Origin of the sequence: Akkermansia muciniphila (genome assembly GCF_900184965.1) — a bacterium.
Classification (GTDB): domain Bacteria; phylum Verrucomicrobiota; class Verrucomicrobiia; order Verrucomicrobiales; family Akkermansiaceae; genus Akkermansia; species Akkermansia muciniphila_A.
Genome location: NZ_FXYA01000215.1, coordinates 278,815 through 302,558, shown reverse-complemented (window position 1 = coordinate 302,558; position 23,744 = coordinate 278,815). Strand labels below are relative to the sequence as shown.

Below are 23,744 nucleotides of genomic sequence, written 5' to 3'. Positions count from 1 at the left end.
GGTTGAAACCTGAACGTTCCGCATGTAGAGTTCCCCGGTGAAGAACAATCCCCCCTCCCCCCGCCAGACAGCACTGAATTGCCTGAAGAGCTGGCATGCAGGCCGCTCCTTCGCGGAAACCCTCGTGGACCGGGAATGTTCACGGGCTGCGCTTCCACCGGCAGACAGGCACCTGGTGCAGGCTTTGGTTTTCAGCGTATTGCGCAACCGGACCTGGCTGGACCACATCATCGAAACCCTCCGGAAAGGCAGGCTGGACGAGGAAGCGCGCCTTATTCTCCAACTGGGGTTGAGCCAGCTTTTCCTGCTGGGCATGGCGGACCACGCCGCTGTGTATGAAACCGTGAATCTTGCGTCCGTACGCCTGAGAGGACTGGTAAACGCTATCCTGCGCAACGCTTTGCGTCGGGAGAAAGACATTCTGGAAGAACGGGAACATCTTCCGCTTTCCATTCATTATTCCACCCCCGCGTGGCTGGTGCGGAGATGGACGGAACAAATGGGGCCGCAGACGATCCGCGACCTGCTCCGCTGGAACAACACCACGCCGCGCCTGTATGTGCGCGCCAATCCTCTGATGCCCATGAAAAATATTCCGGCCTCGCTCGCCCCGCTGGACCGCGCGCCCGGCTGGTTCTCCGTGGAAGGCCTTCTGCCGCTGGAGGAAATTAAAGCAGGCTCCCTGTACGTGGCGGACCCTTCCACCCGTTACTCCATTGATTTGCTGGCCCCCCAGCCCGGGGAGGAAATTCTGGACGCCTGCGCCGCCCCCGGCGGCAAATCCGCAGCCATCATCGCCGCTACCGGAGGCAAAGCCCGCCTGACCGCCACGGATCTCCACGAACACCGGCTGCCCACCCTGAAGGAAAACCTGGACAGGCAGGGATCCCCCTTCGTCAGGACGGCGCAGGCGGACTGGTCCCTTCCCTGCCGCCCGGAATGGGAGGGCCGCTTTGACGCCGTGCTTCTGGACGTTCCCTGTTCCAACACCGGAGTCATCCAACGCCGCGTAGATGTGCGCTGGCGCCTGACTCCGGCGGAAATCCGCCGCCTGGCCGCGCTCCAGAAGACCATTCTGGAAAACGCCTCCCGCGCCGTCAAACCGGGCGGCAGACTGGTTTATTCCACCTGTTCCATTGACGCGGAGGAAGACGGACTGCTGGTCAGGGACTTTCTGCAGAACCACCCGGAATGGACGCTGAAAGAAGAAAAACTTATCCTCCCCCACGAGGAAAAATCAGACGGCGCATATGCGGCCCTTTTGATCTGTGCTTGACCTCGGCTCCAATTTGTCAACAATGCGTGTTCCTGATTTATATCATTCCATTATGTCCCGCAAACCCATCATCGCCGCCAACTGGAAGATGAACATCGGCCCCGCCGAAGGCGCCCAGTTCATCGAAAGCTTCAAAAACCTTATTAATGGGAAAGACGTCGCGTGCGACGTAGTCATCATCCCTCCTTTCACCACCATTCCCTCCGTGCAGAACGCCCTGGGCGGTTGCTCCTGCATCGCCGCCGGCGCCCAGAACGTCTCCCAGTATGACAACGGAGCCTACACCGGGGAAATCTCCACCAGCATGCTGAACGAACTGGGGCTCAAGTATGTGGTGCTCGGCCACAGCGAACGCCGCCAATATTTCGGAGAAACGGACGCCATCATCAACTCCAAAATCAAGAAAGCCATCGCCGCAGGCATTACCCCCATCTTCTGCATCGGCGAAACGAAGGACGAACGCCTGGGAGGCATTTTGGAACCCGTGCTGGAAATCCAGCTCAAGGGCGGCCTCAAGGATCTCACCCCGGAAGAAGTAGCCAACCTGGTCATCGCCTATGAACCCGTCTGGGCCATCGGCACCGGCCTGACCGCAACTTCCAAGGAAGCTCAGGAAGCCCACTCCTTCATCCGCAAGGTTATTTCCGACGTCTTCGGCGCAGACGCCGCCGCCAAGGTGCGCATCCAGTACGGCGGCTCCGTAAAGCCGGAAAACGTGGAGGAACTCATGGCCCAGCCGGACATTGACGGAGCCCTGGTGGGCGGCGCGTCCCTGAAGCCGGAATCCTTCGCCGCTCTGGTAACTTCCGCCAAGTAAGCGAAATTCGGCGTCACCCCCCTTTTTACAGGCCGGTCCTTCACGGGACCGGCCTTTTTCATCCCCGGCACACCGGCCCACGCTCTTTTCACCCAAAAGCGCAGTTTCTGCCTTTTCAAGCGGCCTCAATCGTGCATAATGGCGAGAAATCATGAAAACCCGCTCACTTACCCCACGCAGCAAAGGTTTCACGCTCATTGAAGTTCTCGTAGTCATCGCCATCATCGCCCTGCTGGCAGGCGTCTCCTACAGCATTTATTCCCATGCTACGGAAACGGCAGCCAGAACGCGCTGTACGGACAACCTGCGCCGCATTAGCGACTGGGGCAAGGAATTCGCAGGCCAGAACGGCGGGAAACTGCCCTCCAGCGGCATGAAAGACAGCCTCCTGAGCGCTAGGGAATGCCGGAACTGGTGGGACGCCCTGGCGCCCATCGTCAATGCGGAACAACCCGACCTGATCGCCCGGAACGCCAAGGAACCCAACATGCTTCCGGACACGTTCCGCTGCAAAAACGACAAGCGTCCGGAAATCCTTGGAGCGGAGGACGCCAATCTTCCTGCCGGGCCAAACACTATTTCCTACACCAGCTGGCTGGACAACCGGAAGGGGCGTCCCATGAATGTGGCGCGCGGCCAGGCCCTGCGGGGCAAACCCTGGATCAGCGACGGCGTCCCGATTGACGGGCGCAGCGTCATCACGGAACAGGATTTTGAGGAAATCGTAGTTCCAGCCCTTGAACGCCACCAGGGAGGAATCATGGTGCTTTATGCGGACGGGAAAATATCCCCCATTGAGGACCCCACACTTAACAAAGTCACCCAAGGCTCCTGACCCCCCTGTTTTTCCTCCCGGCGCGGGAAGGAAGCCAACGGACCGTTGCCGGTAATCCAATGGAATTTTCTTCCTGCTCCCGCTGATTCGTCTTTACGAAGCCGGGATAATCATTAAGGTTAGCGTCCAGATGAACCAGCATGCACCCTTCCTGCATCCGTACGACGGCATGATACCACTGTCTGTGGCGGGGTATATCCTGGGAACCGTCCTGCTGCTGGCCCACCTGTATGCGCTGGTAAAAAGGCGGCAGGTGCAGGCTCTTCTGCTGGCGTCTCCGCGCAACCATCTGCTGGCTCAGATTCTGCTGGCCGGCGGCCTGTTCTGGTTCTTTCTGCTGGTGGCTCCCGAAGGATTGGGCGTGCTGAGCCGCTTCCGGGTAGGACTGGCGGAATTTGAAGGCATCCGCTGGCTGCTCCAGCTGGCATGCCCCGTCTTTCTGGTGCTGATGGTCACGCAGGTGAAAAACCTGCTCTTTCCACGGGCGCTGGGCATCTTCGGCCTGATGGTGGCGGCTCCCCTGCTCAGTGCAGCCTTCCTTCAGGAGCCAGTAACCAGGCTCCTCATTCCCATCTGGTGTTACATCGTCATTTTCCTTTCGATTCTCTGGATAGGCAAGCCCTACCTGTACCGCGACATGGTCAATAAAATATGCTCCAAGCCAACCTGGTGGACGCCTCTTTGCCTGGGAGGCATGGCCTATGGAGCCGCCATTCTGCTTTGCGCCATCCTGTGGTGGTAGGGAGCCCCTTCCGGCACGCTTCACCACGCAGCAGAGATATCCAGCCGCTGGAGAAAGTCTCCGGAAAAAACAGGCATACGCAACGTCGGCCCTTTTCGTAACAACCTGTTTTTTCCTTCCTGTTGCAAGACTCAAGAGCGATTCCGCTTATTTATAGATGATTATTTCATCTTCCTTTCATGCGCTCTATCCTGCGTTCCTCCATCCTGGCCAGCATAGCCCTCTGGCTTCTTTCCCCTGCCCTTTCCCTGGCGGACAGGCCCAATATTGTGCTTATCCTGGCCGATGACATGGGATGGTCCGACCCGGGCTGCTACGGCTCGGAAATACCCACCCCCGCCCTGGATACCCTGGCCAGGCAGGGGATGCAGGCAACCCGGCTCTACACCGCTTCCCGCTGTTCCCCCTCCCGGGCTTCCATCATGACCGGCTGCGAACCTCACAAGGCGGACGTAGGGCTGCTGGATGACGACAGCGGGCGCCCCGGTTACCGCGGCCGCCTGAATCCGAATATCCCTACCCTGCCGGAACTTCTGAAAAAAGCGGGATACCGTACCTATCTTTCCGGGAAATGGCATCTTGGAAAAGTCCGGGGAGCCTATCCATGGGACCGAGGCTTCGACCGCTCCCGCGGCTTGCTGGGCGGAGCGGCAGATTATTACAAACCCATGCCGGACCGGCCCTTCGGGGAAGACGGGAAACTGCTCCGTCCGGAGGATCTGCCGGAGGACTTCTACATGACGGACGATATCACCAAAACGGCTCTGGCCTATATTGACGATGCCGCCAAAAGCAATCAGCCCTTCTTCCTCTACGTGGCTTATACGGCTCCGCACACTCCCCTCCAGGCCCCCCGGAAGGAAATAGAAAAAATGCTTCCGTTCTACAACGGCAAATCTCCCCACGCCATTGCTTCCCAAAGACTGGAAAAACAAAAGCTGCTGGGAATCGTCCCGCCTGCCGCCAACCTGGGCATGGCCGGCAAATTCAATCCCGAAGGTTATGAACAAGCCTCCGCAAAACGCAAGGATTATATGGCCGAATGCATGGCCGCCTACGCCGCCCAAATCGTTATCATGGACCGCGGCATAGGCCGCATTCTCGCGTCCCTGGAACGTCACCGCCTTTGCGACAATACCATCGTCATGTTTTTATCAGACAATGGCGCAACAGCGGAAATGCCCCAGAACAATAAAAACAAGAAAACCACCCTTCCCACAGGTCCGCTGGGAGAAGTCGGCTGCAGGGACGGATACGGCCCCATGTGGGCGGCTGTGTCCAATACCCCTTACCGCCAGTATAAAATAGAAACCTTTGACGGAGGGCTGTCCGCCCCCTTCATCATTCGCTACCCTTCCAAGATACGCCCGGGCTCGCGCTACCACTCGCCTTTCCTGCTCCAGGACATCGCCCCCACCTGCCTTGCATGGGCCGCCCTCCCCATTCCGGCCCATATGGACGGCAAGCCGCTCAACACTTACTGGAATAATCCTCCGGAACTTTCTCCGTCCAAGGTGTGGGACTACATTCCCAATACCTGCCCTCCCCGCACTATTTTCTGGGAACATCAGAGAAACCGGGCGGTCCTGACAAGTCAATTCAAGCTGGTGGCTCCCAACCGGGGCCCCTGGCAGGTGTACGACATCAGGGACAGGACGGAGCAGAACAATCTGGCATCCAGGCGCCAGACGCTTGTGGAGCAATTGTCCGCGCAATACAGGAAATGGGCGGCGAAAAATCATGCCGAATAACACAGCACGGCAGGGGGGATATGCGCCCTGAACGTTTCTATGGGAATTCCCTGCCGGAAAAGAGTTCCGGGCCGTCTCTTCAAAGAACGGCAACCGACATGTGATTTACCGCCATATCATGCTATCAACCTCCTGGTGAAACATATAGCGCCGGAATCATATCCAACACCTGAAACAAGAAAGAAAAACCCCGTAAGTTCAGCGACTTACGGGGTTTAAAAAAAGGAATGGTACTTGGACCGGGACTCGAACCCGGGACCAATAGATTAAAAGTCTACTGCTCTACCAACTGAGCTACCCAAGCACTTACCCTTGCTGGAAGGGCGCAAACAGTAAACACCACACCTCCTTTCATGGCAAGCGCAAAATGGAAGATGAACAAAAAAAGATCAGGATTCCATGCATTCCATCCATCTCGCGCGCCATTCCGCAGGAATACGCGCAGGACGCCCCTGCGGCATCTGGACCAGGGCCAGCTGCTGATGAGCCCTGACCAAAAGATCATTATTGGAAGCGCGCCGCATTTCAAAATCGCACCAGAAGCGGGCCCGCTCCACGGATTGAAGCCATCCCGTCGTTAAAATGGTGTCTCCAAGAACAGCCGGACACACATAGTCGATCTCATGGCGCACCACCACGGCAAACTGCTGCAAATCGCTCATGGTTTTGTAATCCATTCCCAGTTTAGCGCCAAGCTTGGTGCGGCAGGCTTCAATCATGCGCAAATAGGCCAGGTTATGGACTACCCCGCCGCAGTCCGTATCATAAAACATGACTTCATCTTCCGTATGAAACATCAGCTCCGGATTCATGTCTGCCATTGTAAAAAGGAAACAGGCGGGCTGAAAGGAAATTCCGGTTCAGCCGCGCCATGCATGATGCGTACGCGCCAGCGTCAGCACGCAGACGGAAGCAGCCCCGGCGCGGAGGAGCAGACGGGCGCAGGAATCTGCCGTGGCTCCGGTCGTAAAAACATCATCCACCAGCAGCACATCCCTGCCCCTGACGGGGCGGCGTTTCATCCCTTTTTCATCCGCCGCATAAATTTTGCGGGCATGTCTGAGCCGCTGCTCCCGCGACAAGCTGGCTTGGGGAAGCGTATCCGGCAGGCGTTTCAACACGCCGGCACAGGGCCAGTCCAGTTCCTTCCCCAGCAGCTCCGCCAGTTCCTGCGCCTGGTTATACCCCCTTTGAGCCTGCTTGCCGCGATGCATGGGCACGGGAACGAGCAGGCGCTCTTTCCCTCCGAACCAGTGAAGATTTCCGCGCACAGCCTCCGCCATCATCTGCGCGAAGGAGCCGGCCAGATGAACGGCTCCCCCATATTTGAAGGCCAGCAGCAGATCCCGCAATGATCCCGTATTCACATACACGGCGCGGGCTTCCTCAAAAGAGGGAGGAGCCGCCGCGCAGCGGCGGCATAATCCGGACGGAATGAAGGAACCCTCCGCCGGTTCCCCGCAGACGGCACAGAAAGGAGGCTCGATAGGCACGAAACTTCCTCGGCAGTCCGGGCAGACATGGCAGCCGTCCAGGCCGCCGCGCCCGCACAACTCGCAAACGAAGGGATACACCCAGGAAAGCCATTCCCTGGCAACCGCCCCCAGCATTCCCCGCACGGCAGAAAGGTGAAAGGGGTTCCTATCGTCCGCCTTTCCCATCGGGGAAATCGGCATCCTCCTCTTCCGGCATCTCTTCCAGAAGCTTGTCTATGGTTTCAATGAAACGCCACGGGCATCGCTTGCGTTGGTATTTACGCCACAGCACATCGCGCAGGGTCACCCAGTGCGCCCGCGTTAATTCCACGCGTTCCCATTCCACATCGTCGCGTTCCGCACGGCCCACCTTGGGGGCGCACTCCAGCTTCCATTTGCCGGCATGGTGGCATGCCCTGTACACCAGGGTTCCCTCTTCCGTGCGTTCTTTCCACGTGTGAACTTCCATGGAGGCGAGTGTAAGGAAGAAGCGTTCCGGGTAAAGAGGAATTTTTTCTAGTCATCTGCCCTTGCGCGATTAGTATGGCTCCGTCATGAACGACACTGAAATGATCGAATGCCGCGAGCCTGCCCTTCAAATGCAGCGCCTCATCGCCATCATGAAACGTCTGCGCGCCCCCCACGGCTGCCCCTGGGACGCGGAGCAAACCCACCATTCCCTGATTTCCAATATGATTGAGGAAGCCTATGAAGTCGTGGACACCATCCAGCGGAATGACTGGACGCAGCTGAGGGAAGAATTGGGCGATGTTCTGCTTCAAGTGGTTTTTCATGCGGAGATTGCCCAGGAAGCAGGGCGCTTCAATTTCAATGACGTGGCTGCGGAAGTAAGCGAAAAACTCGTCCGCCGCCATCCCCATGTATTTGCCCAGTCCAAGGCGGATACGACGGATGCCGTATTGGCACAGTGGGACAAGATCAAACGCCGGGAAAAAGGGGCGGAAACAACCCCGTACCTGCATGGAACAGGCAAGGGGCTGCCTCCCATGCTCCAGGCATGGAAGCTCCAGAAAAAAGCCGCCAAAGTAGGATTTGACTGGACGGACGCCCAAGGCGCCCTTGACAAGGTGAAGGAAGAAACCGCGGAATGCGGGGAAATTCTTTCCGCGCCGGAGGAAGACCCACGCGTCGCGGAGGAATTGGGAGATCTTCTGTTTTCCGTAGTCAACCTGTGCAGGAAGAAGGGCATCGACCCGGAAACGGCCATGGCCGGAGCAAACAGAAAGTTTGAGCGGCGTTTCAACGAAATGGAACGGCTGCTTGCCAAAGACGGACTTTCTCTGGAAGAAGCCTCTGCGGACGCCATGGAGGAACGCTGGCAGCAGGCGAAATCCGCCCGGTAACGAAAACCGGGGTCAGGCCATCATGTCCATGTTCGGGTCTTTCCAGGCCGGATCATATCCCCTGGCATAGCTGAACACATGCTTGTGCATGTATTCGAAGTACTGCTCCTTCTGCATGGGGGTGAGCCGTTCCCATATGGCTACGTTCAAGGCGCGGCACACCTTCTGCATCATTTTCAGGGTAAGCTGGCGCCCCTGCCGGGCTTTTTGAACCTGTTTGTGGGTAAGCTGCTCCGGAGAAATCTCCACCAGGTCATGATTGGTCAGATGCCAGCGCTTCATCAGTTCATCCAAAGGCTGTTCTCCGTGGTTGCGTCCGGTTGCTGTGGCTTCCTCGTCCATACGCCTTTCTTCGTGCCCTATTTCCGGGAAATAGGCAATACATGATTGCCCCATCAGCACTTTTTTTGTATTTCCAGTTGCCCGGCGTCCGGATACATGGTTCAATCCCGCTCCGTTGCAATAAGATGATTAGCGAGAAAGAGGAATTACTGGAATGGCGCAAACGCGCCGCCGCACAGCCCGCGGGACGGGTAGTCCTGGATCTGGAGGCAGACAGCCTGCACCGCTATCAGGAAAAAATCTGCCTGATCCAATACGCGGATGAAACGGGTTCCTGCCTGATCGACCCTCTCTCCATCGAAGACATGGGGCCTTTCTACAACTGGCTGAAAGAAACGGAAGTCTGGATGCACGGCGCGGACTACGACATGAGCCTCTTTCAACACGCCTGGGAAACGTTGCCCGCCATGATCTGGGATACGCAGACGGCGGCGCGCCTGCTGGGATTCCGCCAGTTCGGACTGGCCGCCCTAGTGGAACACTTCTACGGCATCACCCTGAGCAAATCCTCCCAAAAGGCGGACTGGGCGCGGCGTCCCCTTTCCCCGGCCATGGTCACCTACGCCCTGAACGACGTAAATTACATGCTGGACATGGCGGACAAACTGACGGCCGCCTTACGGGAAAAAGGCCGCATGGGCTGGTTTGAAGAAATTTGCAGACACTCCATGGAACGCGCCCGGGAACGCCATCTGGCCGGACATCAGGACCCCTGGCGCATCCAGGGCTGCGGAAAACTGAACAGGAAAGGGCTGGCCGCCCTGCGGGAAATGTGGACCTGGCGCGATGCGGAAGCCAAAACGTGGGACAAGCCCGCATTCATGGTTTGCTCCAATGCTGACCTCATCCAGTGGAGCGTGGCTCTTCAGGAGCAGCGCACCGTGGCTCCTCCGCCCCGTTTTCATGCCCACAGGCGTAGCCGGTTCATGAATGCGCTCCAGAAATTCTACCTGCTGGATGAAGAGGACTACCCATGCCGGCCCCGCATCCAGCGCCGGCAACATTCCGAACAGTTTGAAGACAATCTGGCCCGCCTGTGCAAACTCAGGGATGAAAAAGCTGAAGAGCTGGGCATGGAAGGCTCCTTCCTGATTACCCGGGCCTCTCTGGAAGCCATTGCGGAAGACAGGGAAAAAGGCGTTTCCACCCTGTTGAACTGGCAGAGGGAAGCCCTGGGTTTTTAAGCGGTTCTTTTTGCAACGGCAAAATACCCGCCCCCAGCCGCCCAGCATCATTTGCCCTTCATCACGGACGGCCAATACAAGCCTTCTCTCTGGCCATTCCCGGCTTTCTGAAGGCTTTCTCCGCTCAGGGAGAACAGGCAAGGAACGAAAACTCTTCCCCCGCCAACGCCGTTTTCCCTTACCTGCCTATTTACATTGAGCAGAAGACAGTCGTTTTCTATAATGCAGGGCAAGCCCCTTTCTCCATGCCTTCCAACAGCCATTCATACATGGTCCTGGCAATCGTCTGCGTCTGCGCTTTTTCCATGTGCGCCTTCCTTTCCTGGCAGAACCGGGAGAAAAAAAACCGGCTGGCGCGGCAGTACGCGGAATTTTCCATGCCGCAGCCCTCACTGGGAAGCACCCCGGCGCAACAAAAGGCCCTGCTCGAAATACTCAGCGGAGAGCAGAAAAATATTTCTCAGACTTCCCCGAACCGTCAACAGACGGCAGCACCGCCGCCCCGGAGCCGAGAAAAAATCTTTTCCCTCCCGGCAGGGCATGCTAGGGTGGCAGGCGATGAATCATGCCGATTTAGACCAGTTGCTGATCCTTCAGGAAAAGGATGTGCGGATTTCCAAACTCCGGAAGGATCTGGCTTCCCTGCCGGAACAGAGAACACGCCTGCTGAAGCAGATGGAGGCCATCAAGCAGAAGGCCCTGGCCGCCAAACAGGAAGTGGCAGGCATTGAAAAAAGCATACGGGATGTGGAGGCCGCCGTTGAAACCAAACGCTCCTACATCGGCAAAATGAAAACCCTCCAGTCCAACACCCGGAAAAACGAGGAATACCAGAGGTGCATCCAAGAGGTGGAGAAAACGGAAGCCGCTATTGACGCTCTGGAAACCTCGGAGCTGGAATTGATGGAGCGTCTGGAAGCAGCAAAAACGGACATGGAGCAGAAAATCCGCCGTGTACAGGACGCCCAGCGGGAGCTGGAGGAAACGCTCGCGCGCTTTGACCGGACGGCAGAGACGGACAAGGAGCTTCTGAACCAATTGAATGCGGAACGCGCGGATCTGGCCGCTGCCGTGCCGGAAGATTCCCTGGGGGAATACGAACGGATGACCAGAAGCAAGGGGGTTCCGGTCATTGTGCCCATGGATGAAAAAGGCCATTGCGGCGGCTGCCACATGGTTATCACGGACAACGCCCGTATGAAAGTGCTGGGCGGCCACGAAACCGTTTACTGCGACAGCTGCCACCGCATCCTCTACTGAAAGAGGTTCCAGGAACGCCGCCGGGATTGCCATGAAATCCAGATCGGAAGAATTTGAAGAGTGGGGGACGGAAGTCATCTTCGGCCGTGCCAAGGGATTCCGCGCCGCCATGATGCGCATGGTCCTGCGCGGCGCCTCCTGGTTGTTCAGGCTGGCGGTTCTGGCGCGGCTGTATCTGTTTCATTCCAGCATCGCCAGGCAGGCCAGGCTGGGAATGCTGGTGGTCAGCGTGGGCAATATCACCGTGGGAGGAACCGGAAAAACCCCGGTGGTGGAACTGCTGGCCCGTACCCTCACCCGGCGCGGGCGCAAAGTAGCCATCCTGACACGCGGCTACAAGAGCGCAGAGCTGGACAAGCCGCAGGAATGGAGGGACAAGGACGGCAAGCTGCCGGAGAATCTTCCCAAGATCGCCAGCGATGGAAAAACGCGCTACCTGGGCCCCCTGTATTCCGGTGATGAACCTTTCATGCTCGCCAAAAATCTGGACGGCGTGGCGGTGCTGGTGGATAAAAACCGCATCAAGTCCGGCATCTTCGCCATTGAGCACCTGGGTTGCGACACCCTGTTGCTGGACGACGGCATGCAATATTTGAAACTGGCGCATGAACTGGATATCGTGCTGGTGGATTGCGGCGCGCCCTTTGGCACCGGAGCCATGCTCCCGCGCGGCACCCTGCGGGAACCCAGAAGCAGTTTGGCGCGCGCCAGTTATATCATCCTGACCAAATGCGGAGGGAAACCGCAGGATGAGCTGATTTCCGCCATCAGGAAGTACAATCCCGTGGCGGATATCATCGTGAGCGACCACGGCCCCCGATACCTGGAAAATGTGTTCACGGGGGAACGCCTTCCTCTGGAGGCCCTGCGGGGGAAATGGGTGGCGTGCCTCAGCGGCATCGCGCGCCCGGAAAGTTTTGAAAACTCCCTGCGCTCCCTGGGCGCCCACGTGGAAATCTGCCGCAGGTTTCCGGACCACCACTGGTTTGAACAAACGGAATTGCAGGAATTTTATGACCGCTGCGCGGACCGGGCCATGGACATGATCGTAACTACGGAAAAGGATGCCGTGCGGCTGGAAAAACCGGAGGAAGACCCGGAGGTTCCCATCTATTTCCTGCGCATTGAAGTGGAAATCTACCAGGGCCAGGAAGCATGGGAACGTTGTGTGGACCGCATTTGCGGAATTTCAAAACCGCGCCCACGGGATGAATGGCAACCTTCCTCATCTTTCTGAGCAAGAGCGCAGCGGCTTGAGGCAATACATCAAGAAAATCGTGAACATGCGTTGCACTTTTTCTTGAAAAGAAGTATCTAAAATGTTCCTGAAATGAGCATCAAAAAATTAAAACCATTCATCACCGTGTCCGGCGTCATGCTTCTGCTCGCGGCAGTTACAATGGGTTATTTTTCCGCTCAAAGGCTGTCTTCCATTATTCCGGCGTCCGGTTATGAAGATAAAGGCGTTTATTCCTTCGTACCTGTCCGGGTGCTTCCCGTTCAGGTGGAAAATACCGGCGCAACCGGAAGAGCCCGCCGCATGAGCCCCATCAAAACCGTTTACATGGTCCACTACCGTGATACCGGCAGAAAAGGCTATCAGTGGAAATTCCAGGCGGCTACCCGTGAAACGGGACAAAAAATCGTGAATCAGAAAATCGCCGTAGAGCGGCGCGTGCTGAGCATCCCTGCCGACAACCATTCCTATATCACCATAGAATCGGATGAAACTGCAGAAAGCTATACAGCAGAACTTCGGCAAAAGAATATAATGATCCTGACCTTCTCAGGAATCTACATTCTGCTCTATGCGGCAACATGGGGCGTCATTCTTATGAAAAGGTCCAGGAAAGAGTCCCCCGCGGCCTGAAATGAAAAAGGCAGTTTCCCCGAAAATGCGGTCTTTACGCCCTTCTGACGGAAACGCGACAGAACCTTGACGGCGAACGGCATGAAGCCAATCCGCACATTTATTGGAATCTCCCGGCGGGTATGCCACTCCATAAGTGAAGAATCCCGCTTTTTCATTGTCGCCGTTCACATCCTGCCATGGCCGCCTGCGTGCGGAAAGAATGACATTTCCCGAAAGTCTGCGGAAATCCGCCGCTTTTATGCAGAGAAGGCCGCTTGACTTGCCCGGAAAATCGTGTGAAACAAAAAGGCAGTATTTTCCCATGAAGGCATTTACCATTACCTCCATTCTGGCTGCTGCGTGCCTGTTTCCGTCCTATTCGCCGGCCGGAGCCGCAACAGAAAACAAGATTCAGGCTGCCTCAACGCAAACGGCGGCAGGCATTCCCAAGCAGGACCCCCAGCTTATCAAGGGGAAACTCGCCAACGGCCTGACCTACTTCATCCGCCCGAATGCGGAACCCAAGGGCCGGTTCAGTATCCGTCTGCGCGTCAACACGGGTTCCCTGAATGAAACGGATGACATCCAGGGCGTTTCCCACTTCCTGGAACACATGGTCTTCAACGGGAGCACCCATTTCAAGCGCGGGGAAATGATTCCCGCCATGCAGAAAGAAGGCCTGGGCCTGGGAGGGGACGCAAATGCGTACACCGCCTTTGACGAAACCGTGTATATGATGGACGTGCCCAGCATGAAGGAATCCACCGTGAACCTGGCTTTCACCATCATGAGGGATTTTGCGGACGGGGCCCTGCTGGAAGAAAGCGCCATTGACGCGGAACGCGGCATCATCACCAGCGAATACAAGGTGCGCGACTCCGCCGGCTACCGGGTCATGAAGGAAGTCTTCTCCATCATGCTGGACGGTACCCGCATTCCGGAACGCTATCCCATCGGCACACTGGAAGTAATCCGCACCGCGCCGCGGGAAAAATTTATCAACTATTATCGGACCCACTACGTTCCCAGCCAAATGCAGCTCGTCATCGCCGGGGACATCACCCCGGAACAGGGAAAAGCCTGGGTGGAAAAATATTTTGGCTCCATGAAGAAGGACAACTACTCCTTCCAGACGGACCGGGGCACGCTTAAAACGGCTGCGGAAACCACTGCCCACTGGATCACCAATAAAGAGGCCACCAGCACGGAAGCCAGCATCAACATCTCCCGGCCCTACGTGAACAAGCCGGATACCGTCGCCAACCGCAACAAAGATATCCCCTTGAACGTGGCTTACGCCATGCTGAACCGCCGTCTGGAAAAGATGGCGAAGAATGCGGACTGCCCCTTTATCTCCGCGGCAGGAGGCCGCACGGACATAGTGGAAGCGGCGGAAGTGGATTCCATTCAGACCCAGGCGGACTACAAGAATTGGAAAGCGGCTCTGGCCGCCATTGAACAGGAATTGCGCCGGGCCATCGAATTCGGCTTCAACAAGGAAGAACTGGCGGAAGCCCGCAGCAACATTACCGCCGCCGCGGAAAACGCCATCAAGTCCTGGTCCACCGCCAAGTCGGAAGACCTGGCTTCCGCCATCGCCCAGAGCGCCGCGCAGGACAAGGTCTTCACCACGCCGCAGGAAGACTGGGCCATTTCCAGGGAAGTCGTGGAAAACCTGACTCCCGAACAATGCCAGGCCGCCCTGAAGGAAGCCTGGACCGGAGCCTTTCCCCGCGTCATCGTCACTTCCAATAAGGAAAACGCCCAGGGAAGCGCCGAAATCATGAAGACGTACCGGGAATCCCAAACCGCCAAAGTACAGCCCTACCAGACGGACAGCCGGAAGGATTTCTCCTATAAATTCGGGGAACCCGGCAAGGTGACGGCCCGCGCGGAAGCTGCGGACCTGGGTGTCACCCAGCTCACCCTTTCCAACGGAGTTCGCGTCAACCTGAAACCCACGGAATTTGACAAGGATTCCATCAACATCACCTTTGCCGTGGACGGCGGAGGACTGAGCAGACCGGAAAAAGCCTCCGGGCTGGAACTCTTTGCGGGCGCCGTGATGAACGGCGGAGGCTTGAAGGACCATTCCAATGATGAACTGGCCGCTATCATGGCGGGCAAGAAGGTCGGTGTGGGCTTTTCCATGACGGACCGCTTCTTCCTGCTTTCCGGAAACACCAACAGGGAAAACCTGGAAACGCAACTCCAGCTCCAGACGGCCTACCTGATGCACCCCGGCTACCGCCAGGACGGCGTTACCCTGCTCCGTCGGACCATTCCCATGATTTATAACAAAATGGATCATGAAGTTCAGGGAGCCATGAAAAAGCAGGTACCGGCCATCCTTTACAAAAACAATCCCCGGTTCACCTTCCCCACTCAGGAACAGCTGAACTCCTACCAGATCAAGGACGTGCGGGACTGGGTGGACGCCCCGCTGAAAAACAATTACATGGAAGTGACCGTTACGGGAGACTTCAGGACGGAAGATATCATCCCCCTGTTGGAACGCACCGTAGGCGCGGTTCCCAAACGTGCGGAAGCTCCGGCCGCGCTGGATGAAAAACTTCGCCATCCGGCCATGGCGGACTTTAATTTCTCCAAGGATCTGACTTATGACTCCTCCATTGATAAAACGTTGGTCTGCCTCTTCTGGAAAACGCCCGGAGGAGAAGATAAAAAGCTGGCCCGCAGGCTGAATATGCTCAAGGCCGTCTTTTATGACCGCGTATTCAAGGGTCTGCGCGAAGACATGGGAGAAACCTACTCTCCTTCCACCGGCCTCAATATCAGTGAAACCTATCCGGACGGCGGCTATATCATCACGATGAGTTCCGGCGTCATGCGCAATAAGGAGGCTGTGCGCAACGCTATCGCCAAAATTGCGGACGATCTCGGCAAGGGAAATATCACCCAGGAGGAACTGGACCGTGCACGCAATCCCATTCTCAATTCCATGGACCGCGCCCAGCGCGACAACGGCTACTGGGCATCCCTGCTGAGAGACTCCCAGGCCAAGCCGGAACGGCTGAACCAGCAGAGGGAAGGCATTCCGGACGTAAAAGCCATCACCGTGGAAGAGGTCAACAAACTTGCCAGAGACATCTTCGGCAAGGGAGAGCACCTCAACCTGAACATTCTGCCGGATCATCCGGCTGTGGAAACTCCGCCTGCTGAAAAGCAGGCGGACAAAGCCGCTTCTCCCCAGGCCGCCGTCTCCCCGGCGGCTTTTTGCGTTCGCGTCACCGTCGTAAAGACTGTCAACAAAGACTCCGGCAAGAACGGATATGCCATCGTTATTTCCGAAAAAACAGCCGCTATGCCGGACTGGAAGGCCGTAGCGGACAAACTGGCCGAAAAACACGGAGGCACCATCGTCACCGTAAAGGATTCTGTATTCTCCAAGCTGGACACGCTTAAAAAAATGGCTCCCCGCTTCATGGCCGTCGTCGCGCGCCCGGAGGAAATAGACCGGGTGCTGGTGAATGACCTGCACCGCCTGAGCCGCCGGCTGGACGACGACCCTTACGGAGACTGTATCTGGGGCATTGTCACAGGATACACCCCCCAGGCAGCCATGAGAATAGCCTCTGCAACGAAGCCTCTCGTCATCAGCCGCGCCATGGGAACAACCAATGTGGATTCCTCCCGGTTCAAAGACAGCATGAGCATCACGGACTGGCAGCCCTTCCAATACCTGGAACAGCATGGTTCCAAGGGCAAGGTGACGCCGGCTTTCTACACGAAAGGCCTGAAAGAACAGGACAAGGGGGATGAAACCACGCTGGGCGTAACGCCCAAGCTTATGGAATACTGGAAACGTTACTCCCCGCAGCTCTTCGTAACGGCCTCCCACGCAACCCAGTTTAATCTGGAAATGCCTTTCGGCAAGGGACTCATCGTTTCCGGCAATAACCGGTTCTATGCGCTGGACAAAAAACAGTTCAGGGAATTCACCACTTTTTTGCGCGGCGTGCTCTTCAACGGGAAGGAAGACGACCTGCTCTCCTTCCTAAAGAGAATTAAAGCGCCGGTGATTGAAACCAGGCCGGTTCCGGCTGTCTGGGTCGCAGCGGGGAACTGCCTGATCGGAGACGCCAAGAAAACGAAAAACTCCATGGCCATCACCGCCCTGAGCCGCTACGGCTTCAACCAGCTGGTAGGCTACACCGTCCCTTCCTGGTATGGCAAGGGAGGCTGGGGAACGCTGGGCCTTCTGTTCAGCAATCATGACGCCTCCAGCCTGGCGGAAGCCTGGTATTTGAACAACCAGTTTATTCTGGACGAGACCATGACCCGCTTTCCCAAGCTCATGAACGTCCATTTTAACTCCCCGGATATCAATGGAATCAGGAACGATCCGGACTTTGCCAGGGGCATGAGTTCCGCCGGATACGGCATGGGCAAGGATCAGTTGGGCCTTATCCATGACCGGGACACCGTGGCCTTTTACGGAGACCCTGCCTGGACGGCGCGTCTTGACGAATCCCGCGCTCCGTCTCCGTGGCATATCGACTGGAATGACCCCGCAGACGCCTCCAAAGGCTTCACCGTTACAGCCAACAAAGACGCCAAAGGCCGCCTGGGGGTCTGGTTCCCCAACCGAATCAGCGCCGGCAAAGCCACCGTCACCATCGGCGGAACCGCTACACCCATTGAAAAGGCAGGCCTGCTGACCAACGACTTCCTTCTGCTCCGGGAACTGGAACTCAAAAAGGGAGAAAAAGCCGTCGTGGAAATGAAATAAGCGTGGGAGAAAAACAAGTCGCACGAAATTTTTCCCCTCCGTCGGCGGCCGGATATCCGGCCGCCGCTCTTTTTCCATAGACAAGCAACCTTCAAACATGGATACTGTCGGTAATCAATCCACCCTATGACTGATTACTCCATTTTCTTTATCATCGCCGTAGTAGCAACGGGCGTGGGAGCGCTCCTGTTTCTCCTGTCCCTGTTCGGGCTGGGGGAACATGATCTGGACTTTGATGCGGATTCCGGCGGAGCGGACGTAGGGTTGCTGTCCATTAAATCCGGCATCGGCTTTTTTCTGGGCTTCGGCTGGGGCGGCGTGCTCGCCCAGGGTCTGGACTGGGGGATGGCCGCCTCCCTGGCGGCGGCTTTCTTCACTGGCGTGCTGATGTTCCTGATTATCGGCATCTCCATGCGTTTCATTATGAGCCTTAAATCAGACGGCACCCTGAATTATGAAACCCTCAAGGGAATGACCGGCTCCGTTTACATCAGCATTCCCGGAAACCTCCAACGCGGCGGACAAGTTACAATCGCCCATCCCAGCCAGCTGCTGTACCTCCCTGCCGTCCAGGAAGGGGAACATCCCCTGCCCTCCGGAACCCCGGTGGAAGTGGTAGCCGTCACTGCGGGAGTCGTCACCGTCAAACCTCTTCATTAACAAACACCCCAATCATCATACCCCTAGCCGACTATGGACAAAATCATCCCCATCGCCATTCTGGTTCTCTTCATCATTCTGACCGCTTCCTGGCTGTTCAGCCGCTACCGCATGTGCCCTCCGGACAAAATCCTCATCGTCTTCGGGAAAGTAGGCACAGGCCAACCAGCCAAATGTTACCACGGCGGCTCCACCTTCGTGCTTCCGGTTCTCCAGTCCTATAGCTATCTGGATCTAAACCCTATCAATATTGACGTGCCCCTCCAGGGCGCCCTTTCCTCCCAAAACATACGCGTGGATGTGCCCTCCTCCTTCATCGTGGGCATCTCCACCCTGCCTGAAATCATGCAGAACGCCGCTGCGCGCCTGCTGGGCCGCTCCCGGGAGGAAATCCGCAATCTGGCTGCGGAAATCATCATGGGGCAGATGCGCGTGGTGATTGCCTCCATGACCATTGAGGAAATCAACTCCGACCGCGAAAAACTCATCAAGGGCATCACGGAAGGCGTGGACGTGGAACTGCACAAAGTGGGCCTCCATCTCATCAACGCCAATATCACGGACATCCAGGACGCTTCCGGCTACATCAACGCCCTGGGCAAAGAAGCCGCTGCGCGCGCCATCAATGACGCCACCATCAAGGTGGCGGAAGAAACGCGCCGCGGGGAAATTGGCAAAGCGGAAGCGGAAAAGGACCAGACCATCCAGGTGGCGAACGCCCGCGCCATCGCCATTGAGGGCCAGAACGAAGCCCAGATTAAAATTGCGGAATCCGCCGCCAAGTTGCAAGTGAAGCAGGCGGAGGCCAAAAAGCTGGCGGAAGTGGCCCAGAAGGTGCAGGAGGCTAAAACCCTGGAAGAAGCCTACCAGGCGGAAAAAGAAGCGGAATTGAAGCGCGCGGAACGCGAACGCGCCACGCAGGAAGCCAACATCCTGGTAACAGCCCGCATTGAAAAGAGCCAGCGCGAAGTGCAGGCCCAGGCCACGGCGGAAGTACTCAAACTGGAACAGGAAGGCAAGGCGCAGGCTCTGCTCATCCAGCGCAGAGCGGAAGCGGAAGCCATCCGCCAACTGGCGGAAGGCGAAGCCCAGGCTACCCTCCTGAAGAAAAAAGCGGAAGGGGAAGGCATGGAAATGGTGGGACGCGGTGAAGCGGCCGCGATTGAAGCCGTGCTGGAAGGCAAGGCCCGCGGTTTTCAGCAGATCGTCCAGGCGGCAGGTTCTTCCGAGGCCGCTTCCAACCTGCTGGTGACGGAACAGCTTACCAAGATTGTGGAGCTCCAGTCCGGCGCCATTAAGGGTTTGAAATTTGACAAAGTAGTCGTCATGGGCAACGGAGGGAACTCCTCTGTAGGAGGATTCGTCCAGAATCTGGTAAAGGATACGCTGCCCCTTCATGAACTCGGCAAAAGCGTAGGGCTGGAATTGCCCGCTTTTCTGGGCAAACCCATGGAAGGGAAAACCGCAGCTTCCTCCCCTGCTCCCGCAGCCGATGCCCCAGCGGCAGATACCGCAACTACCGTCAACCCGAGTTGACCCCTCCATCCCTGCGTTCCTGACGGCAACCGCCTCTCCCCCGAACAGACAAGGGTAGATATGGACAGCATTGTCCATATTGACGCAGGCGCACGCTGCAATGGCAAAATCCGTTCCCCGTCAACAGGGAAACGGGTCTTGAAATATAAAGGGAAAAGCAGAATGCCTGCCTTCAAGGCTAATAGGCAAAGGTCAGCAAGTACTGTGTCCCGCCACCTGCCCGGATGAACAGAAAAGCGTCGGCGCTTTCTGCTTTATTCCCGATAATATCGAAAGCGACAAAGCAGGCATGCCCTCTCCTGGAAAACGGTAAACGCCATGTTGATTTATTGTCCTGCAACTGATGTTTTCATGGTATTTTTCAATCTGTAACAAAATGCAGGATTCTTATGGGAAATAGCGTTATTATTCGATAATACAATTATTTTATAGCATAATATAACAAAAAACTACAACAAATTACTACTCGCCAGGTTCATTGACAAGAAACCGGAAGCAGGTTAGGATACGGCCTTCAACCTCTCTTCGACTAATGAATATCAAATCCGCCCTTTTGACGCTCGCCGCAGCCCTCGCTCTCTCCTCCTGCAATACGATCAGCGGAATAGGAAAAGACGTGGAAGCCATGGGAAGCAAGATTGACAGCGCCTCCCAGGCTACCAGCAAGTCCATGCAATAAGTCCCGGAACGTAGCCGGACGCCGTTTTGAGTCCTCTTTTAAGGGAAAAGAGGCGGTATTTTGTCGTCTCCCATTCTGTTTGAATGGCAGTCGGCCCCCATGGGATTCCCAACGAATTGACAAGGTTCGGCTACATCCTGCATGAAACAATCCAAACCTTTGCGGCAATCCGGAAACCAGGACAAGCGGGCGGCAGCAAATTTTTTACCTGAAAGCCGCTTCATCCAAATGGATGAAGCGGCTTTCGTTCAAGGTCTCCACACAACCTTCTTACATGGCCCGGCTGGTGGAACGGGCTGCGGAATTAATGTCGCTGCCGACGGCTTCCACATCCTTGCCAACCCCGCCGATCGTATTGCAGGAAACGCACCCAAGAAGGGTGGCGATACTCAGAATAATTAATTTGCTTTTCATCGTTTTATTGGAAGTGTTCCGAATAATCAGACTCCATTCCTTCATTCCCCGTTCAAAGAACCGGCAATCATGCCACAAAGCCTCCTGTCATTCTCCGTTCTTGCCATGCGTGCCTGAAACACTTAAAAAACATGCGCCAACGGAAAAAATGCCGGGCGGATATTCCGCTCCCATTACCCGGAACCATTACTATTTACTACCAAAATGATTAAAGTAGCCATCGTAGGATACGGCAACATCGGGAAATACGCTGTGGACGCCTTGCGCGCCGCTCCCGATATGGAACTGGCAGGCATCGTGCGCCGCCCCGGCAGCGAACCTGTGCACGGCATCAGAACCGCAAGCAATGTGGAGGAACTGGGCCATGTGGACGCGGCCCTGCTCTGCACCCCCACCCGCAGCGTGGAAGAAACGGCCCTGCCCCTGCTCGCCCGCGGCATCAACACGGTAGACAGCTTCGATATTCACGGGGATATCGTGGCCCTGCGCCGTTCCCTGGGAGCCCAGGCAATCAAGCACGACGCCGTCTCCATTATCTCCGCCGGCTGGGATCCCGGCACGGACTCCGTCATCCGCACCCTGATGCTGGCCATGGCTCCCAAGGGCATTACGTACACCAACTTCGGTCCCGGCATGAGCATGGGCCACAGCGTCGTGGCACGTTCCAAGGAAGGAGTGGCGGATGCGCTCTCCCTCACCATTCCTACGGGTTCCGGCGTACACCGCCGCATGGTTTATGTGGTGCTGAAGGAAGGCGCCAAATTCTCCGACGTGGAATTCGCCATTAAATCCGATTCCTACTTCAGCCATGACGACACCCGTGTGCTGCAGGTGCCCGACATCGACGTGCTGAAAGACATGGGCCACGGTGTGCTGATGGAACGCAAGGGCGTTTCCGGCTCCACGCAGAACCAGATGTTCACGTTTGAAATGCGCATCAATAATCCGGCTTTGACCGCCCAGGTCATGGTGGCTTCCGCCCGCGCCAGCATGAAACTGGCTGCAGGCTGCTACACGCTGCCGGAAATAGCCCCGATGGATTTTCTGCCGGGCGACCGCGAAGAACTGATTGCCCAGCTGGTCTAATCCGGAGCATTCCGGACACACGCATCCGGGGCGGTTCTGCCGCCCCTGTTCCGCAAGTCTCCCTTTATCCTCCGGCCCACAGCCGGAGGATTTTTATTGCTCCACCACAACAAGCCTTCCATTGACGGCATTCACCCGGGCCGGAGTACGGGTCCGTTCCGTCCAGTCCCATGCGCGGGCCATGTCCGCCCAAAAGGCGGCGTAAGGAGAATCCTTTTCCTCTGACAAACGCGCCGGAGTAGGCACGAAGGGATAAATCTGCACGGGAACGTTTTTTTGCCCATGAACCAGGGCCTGTTCCACCATAGTATAAATCTCCTCAATTCCGGAATCGGTCATCGCCAGACAACCGATGGAAACATCCCGGCCATGCACCATGATGAAGCTCCCCGTCCGGTTCAGGGAGCGGTCATAGGCATTCGGATACCCGATGTTGAAAGACAGATGGTAATTGCTCCGGGGATTGAGTCCGGACGGTTCCACTTCATAAAAACCTTCCGGCGTTTGCCTGTCCCCCTCCCTCTCCTTGGGGCCCAGCTTCCCGGACCATGCGGCGATCGGATAACGCTTGGCAAGCACGTAACATTCCGCCTTGTCCGGTTTCACCCACAGTTCCAGGACGGAGTCTTCCTTGACGGCCCGTAAAAACACAGGATTCCCCACTCTGGCGCCGCACGGCTCCAGAAAGGAATTCAGCACGGGCGTTACCCGTTTCCGCGCGATATCCGCACGGTTGGAGGATTTTTCTGCACATGCCATATTGAAAGCCGCTACGGAGGAAACCAGCAGAACCAGCCCCAGCAAGGACAGGGCTACACTCTTCTTCATAAATCATCTATAATGGCGGCTTTTGTTTTGACAAGCAGAAAACCAGCCGATTCTCTCCGAAGAAGGAAAAGGAAGACGGAAAGGAGGGCGGTTCCAGAGAAAAGTTCCCTGTCCGAAGCTGTTCCCCCGGATAGAAAACATGTCTGTGCTGGAAATGCAGGCTCCGGAGAAGTATCATCAGCCCTTAGAACATCAGCGGAAGACCCGCTATCAACGGACTCATCCTCTTTGCACCGCCGCAGGAAAAAGCGGCATTCACGAAAACGCCATGGAAATAAACAACCTTCTTCCCATCACTACACGGAAGGAATTAAGAATATGGCTGGAAAACAACCACCTCTCTTCCTCCTGCTGCTGGGTTCTCACAACGAGGAAACCTTCCCCACATGCCCTCCTTTACCTGGATGCCGTGGAGGAAGCCCTGTGCTTCGGCTGGATTGACAGCACCCGCAAGAAGACGCCCTCCGGTTTCCTGGCCCAGCGTCTCACTCCGCGATCCAGAAAGAGTAAATGGTCCGAACTGAACAAGGAACGTTGCCGCCGCCTGGCCAGGCTGGGACTAATGACGCCCCACGGCGAACAATGTCTGCCGGAAATGAACCCGGAAGCATTCCGTATTGACCCGTATATTTTACAGCTCCTTCAACAGGATCCGCTTATTTACGCCAATTTCCTGGCATTTCCCCGTCTATACCGTCACGTGCGCCTGGATACCATTCAAATTAAAAAAAACCAGCCGGAACTGTTTCGCAAACGTCTGGAAAAATTTCTGAAGAATACCCGTGAAAACAGGATGTACGGAGAATGGCACGACGGAGGCCGGCTGCTGGAAGAATAGACGCCCCCATTTTCCTGCCGGACGTACCCGGACGCTACCAGGCCGTTCCGGA

The 23,744-nt window shown here is 56.6% G+C and carries 22 protein-coding genes and 1 tRNA gene; 16 read left to right on the top strand and 7 right to left on the bottom strand.

Going from position 1 to position 23,744, the window contains the following annotated elements; genetic code table 11:
* The first annotated feature begins 37 nt into the window (after positions 1 to 37).
* The 5 genes from CI070_RS12220 to CI070_RS12200 all read left to right on the top strand — a co-directional run bounded on the left by CI070_RS12220 (position 38) and on the right by CI070_RS12200 (position 5,421).
* The gene (locus CI070_RS12220) at positions 38 to 1,276 is read left to right on the top strand and encodes an RsmB/NOP family class I SAM-dependent RNA methyltransferase (protein WP_094136869.1); all 1,239 of its coding nucleotides are present in this window, start codon (positions 38 to 40) and stop codon (positions 1,274 to 1,276) included.
* Positions 1,277 to 1,328: 52 nt separating this feature from the next.
* Positions 1,329 to 2,093, top strand: a complete 765-nt coding sequence (gene tpiA / locus CI070_RS12215; protein WP_094136868.1) for a triose-phosphate isomerase — start codon at positions 1,329 to 1,331, stop codon at positions 2,091 to 2,093.
* Between the two features lie 151 nt (positions 2,094 to 2,244).
* Positions 2,245 to 2,928: a type II secretion system protein gene (locus CI070_RS12210; RefSeq protein WP_094136867.1), complete on the top strand. Its 684-nt coding sequence runs from the start codon at positions 2,245 to 2,247 to the stop codon at positions 2,926 to 2,928.
* A gap of 130 nt (positions 2,929 to 3,058) precedes the next feature.
* Positions 3,059 to 3,670, top strand: a complete 612-nt coding sequence (locus tag CI070_RS12205; RefSeq protein WP_143245679.1) for a hypothetical protein — start codon at positions 3,059 to 3,061, stop codon at positions 3,668 to 3,670.
* A gap of 179 nt (positions 3,671 to 3,849) precedes the next feature.
* Positions 3,850 to 5,421 carry an arylsulfatase gene (locus CI070_RS12200; RefSeq protein ID WP_094136865.1) on the top strand — a complete coding sequence of 524 codons (1,572 nt, stop codon included), beginning with the start codon at positions 3,850 to 3,852 and terminating at the stop codon, positions 5,419 to 5,421.
* Between the two features lie 228 nt (positions 5,422 to 5,649).
* Here the strand turns inward: CI070_RS12200 and CI070_RS12195 are convergent.
* From CI070_RS12195 to CI070_RS12180, 4 genes are all read right to left on the bottom strand, one after another.
* Positions 5,650 to 5,725: transfer RNA gene (locus CI070_RS12195), tRNA-Lys, on the bottom strand.
* An 85-nt stretch (positions 5,726 to 5,810) separates the two neighbouring features.
* Entirely contained in the window at positions 5,811 to 6,242 is a 432-nt protein-coding gene (locus tag CI070_RS12190; RefSeq protein WP_094136864.1) for an acyl-CoA thioesterase, read from the bottom strand.
* Positions 6,243 to 6,281: 39 nt separating this feature from the next.
* The gene (locus CI070_RS12185) at positions 6,282 to 7,031 is read right to left on the bottom strand and encodes a ComF family protein (RefSeq protein ID WP_256943708.1); all 750 of its coding nucleotides are present in this window, start codon (positions 7,029 to 7,031) and stop codon (positions 6,282 to 6,284) included.
* A gap of 31 nt (positions 7,032 to 7,062) precedes the next feature.
* A complete protein-coding gene (locus CI070_RS12180) occupies positions 7,063 to 7,365 on the bottom strand; it encodes a hypothetical protein (protein WP_094136862.1) in 303 nt (100 codons plus the stop codon).
* An 85-nt stretch (positions 7,366 to 7,450) separates the two neighbouring features.
* Here CI070_RS12180 and mazG point away from each other — a divergent pair, with 85 nt between their 5' ends.
* Positions 7,451 to 8,260: a nucleoside triphosphate pyrophosphohydrolase gene (gene mazG, locus CI070_RS12175; RefSeq protein WP_094136861.1), complete on the top strand. Its 810-nt coding sequence runs from the start codon at positions 7,451 to 7,453 to the stop codon at positions 8,258 to 8,260.
* 12 nt (positions 8,261 to 8,272) lie between these two features.
* Here the strand turns inward: mazG and CI070_RS12170 are convergent, their stop codons facing one another.
* A complete protein-coding gene (locus CI070_RS12170) occupies positions 8,273 to 8,602 on the bottom strand; it encodes a hypothetical protein (RefSeq protein ID WP_094136860.1) in 330 nt (109 codons plus the stop codon).
* Between the two features lie 125 nt (positions 8,603 to 8,727).
* On the opposite strand from CI070_RS12170, the gene CI070_RS12165 reads away from it, so the two are divergent.
* The 8 genes from CI070_RS12165 to CI070_RS12130 all read left to right on the top strand — a co-directional run bounded on the left by CI070_RS12165 (position 8,728) and on the right by CI070_RS12130 (position 20,526).
* Complete coding sequence (locus CI070_RS12165) at positions 8,728 to 9,786, top strand: ribonuclease D (protein ID WP_179218465.1); 1,059 nt, start codon at positions 8,728 to 8,730, stop codon at positions 9,784 to 9,786.
* Positions 9,787 to 10,326: 540 nt separating this feature from the next.
* A complete protein-coding gene (locus CI070_RS12160) occupies positions 10,327 to 11,046 on the top strand; it encodes a zinc ribbon domain-containing protein (RefSeq protein ID WP_179218464.1) in 720 nt (239 codons plus the stop codon).
* A 31-nt stretch (positions 11,047 to 11,077) separates the two neighbouring features.
* Positions 11,078 to 12,283: a tetraacyldisaccharide 4'-kinase gene (gene lpxK / locus CI070_RS12155; RefSeq protein WP_094136857.1), complete on the top strand. Its 1,206-nt coding sequence runs from the start codon at positions 11,078 to 11,080 to the stop codon at positions 12,281 to 12,283.
* Positions 12,284 to 12,376: 93 nt separating this feature from the next.
* Positions 12,377 to 12,916 (top strand): hypothetical protein, encoded by a 540-nt coding sequence (locus CI070_RS12150; protein WP_094136856.1) that lies wholly within the window; start codon positions 12,377 to 12,379, stop codon positions 12,914 to 12,916.
* Positions 12,917 to 13,220: 304 nt separating this feature from the next.
* Positions 13,221 to 17,651, top strand: coding sequence for a M16 family metallopeptidase (locus tag CI070_RS12145; RefSeq protein ID WP_179218463.1), 4,431 nt, complete (start codon positions 13,221 to 13,223; stop codon positions 17,649 to 17,651).
* Between the two features lie 126 nt (positions 17,652 to 17,777).
* Entirely contained in the window at positions 17,778 to 18,311 is a 534-nt protein-coding gene (locus CI070_RS12140; protein WP_094136854.1) for a hypothetical protein, read from the top strand.
* Positions 18,312 to 18,344: 33 nt separating this feature from the next.
* Positions 18,345 to 19,847 (top strand): flotillin family protein, encoded by a 1,503-nt coding sequence (locus tag CI070_RS12135; protein ID WP_065529744.1) that lies wholly within the window; start codon positions 18,345 to 18,347, stop codon positions 19,845 to 19,847.
* Positions 19,848 to 20,379: 532 nt separating this feature from the next.
* A complete protein-coding gene (locus CI070_RS12130) occupies positions 20,380 to 20,526 on the top strand; it encodes a hypothetical protein (RefSeq protein ID WP_012419631.1) in 147 nt (48 codons plus the stop codon).
* Between the two features lie 270 nt (positions 20,527 to 20,796).
* Here the strand turns inward: CI070_RS12130 and CI070_RS12125 are convergent, their stop codons facing one another.
* Complete coding sequence (locus tag CI070_RS12125) at positions 20,797 to 20,940, bottom strand: hypothetical protein (RefSeq protein WP_012419632.1); 144 nt, start codon at positions 20,938 to 20,940, stop codon at positions 20,797 to 20,799.
* A 204-nt stretch (positions 20,941 to 21,144) separates the two neighbouring features.
* Between CI070_RS12125 and CI070_RS12120 the strand changes: the two genes are divergently transcribed.
* Positions 21,145 to 22,026 (top strand): diaminopimelate dehydrogenase, encoded by an 882-nt coding sequence (locus CI070_RS12120; protein WP_094136853.1) that lies wholly within the window; start codon positions 21,145 to 21,147, stop codon positions 22,024 to 22,026.
* A 93-nt stretch (positions 22,027 to 22,119) separates the two neighbouring features.
* On the opposite strand, the gene CI070_RS12115 is transcribed toward CI070_RS12120, so the two are convergent.
* Complete coding sequence (locus CI070_RS12115; protein ID WP_256943579.1) at positions 22,120 to 22,854, bottom strand: L,D-transpeptidase family protein; 735 nt, start codon at positions 22,852 to 22,854, stop codon at positions 22,120 to 22,122.
* Positions 22,855 to 23,122: 268 nt separating this feature from the next.
* On the opposite strand from CI070_RS12115, the gene CI070_RS12110 reads away from it, so the two are divergent.
* A complete protein-coding gene (locus CI070_RS12110) occupies positions 23,123 to 23,692 on the top strand; it encodes a YdeI/OmpD-associated family protein (protein WP_094136985.1) in 570 nt (189 codons plus the stop codon).
* The last annotated feature ends 52 nt before the right edge of the window (positions 23,693 to 23,744 follow it).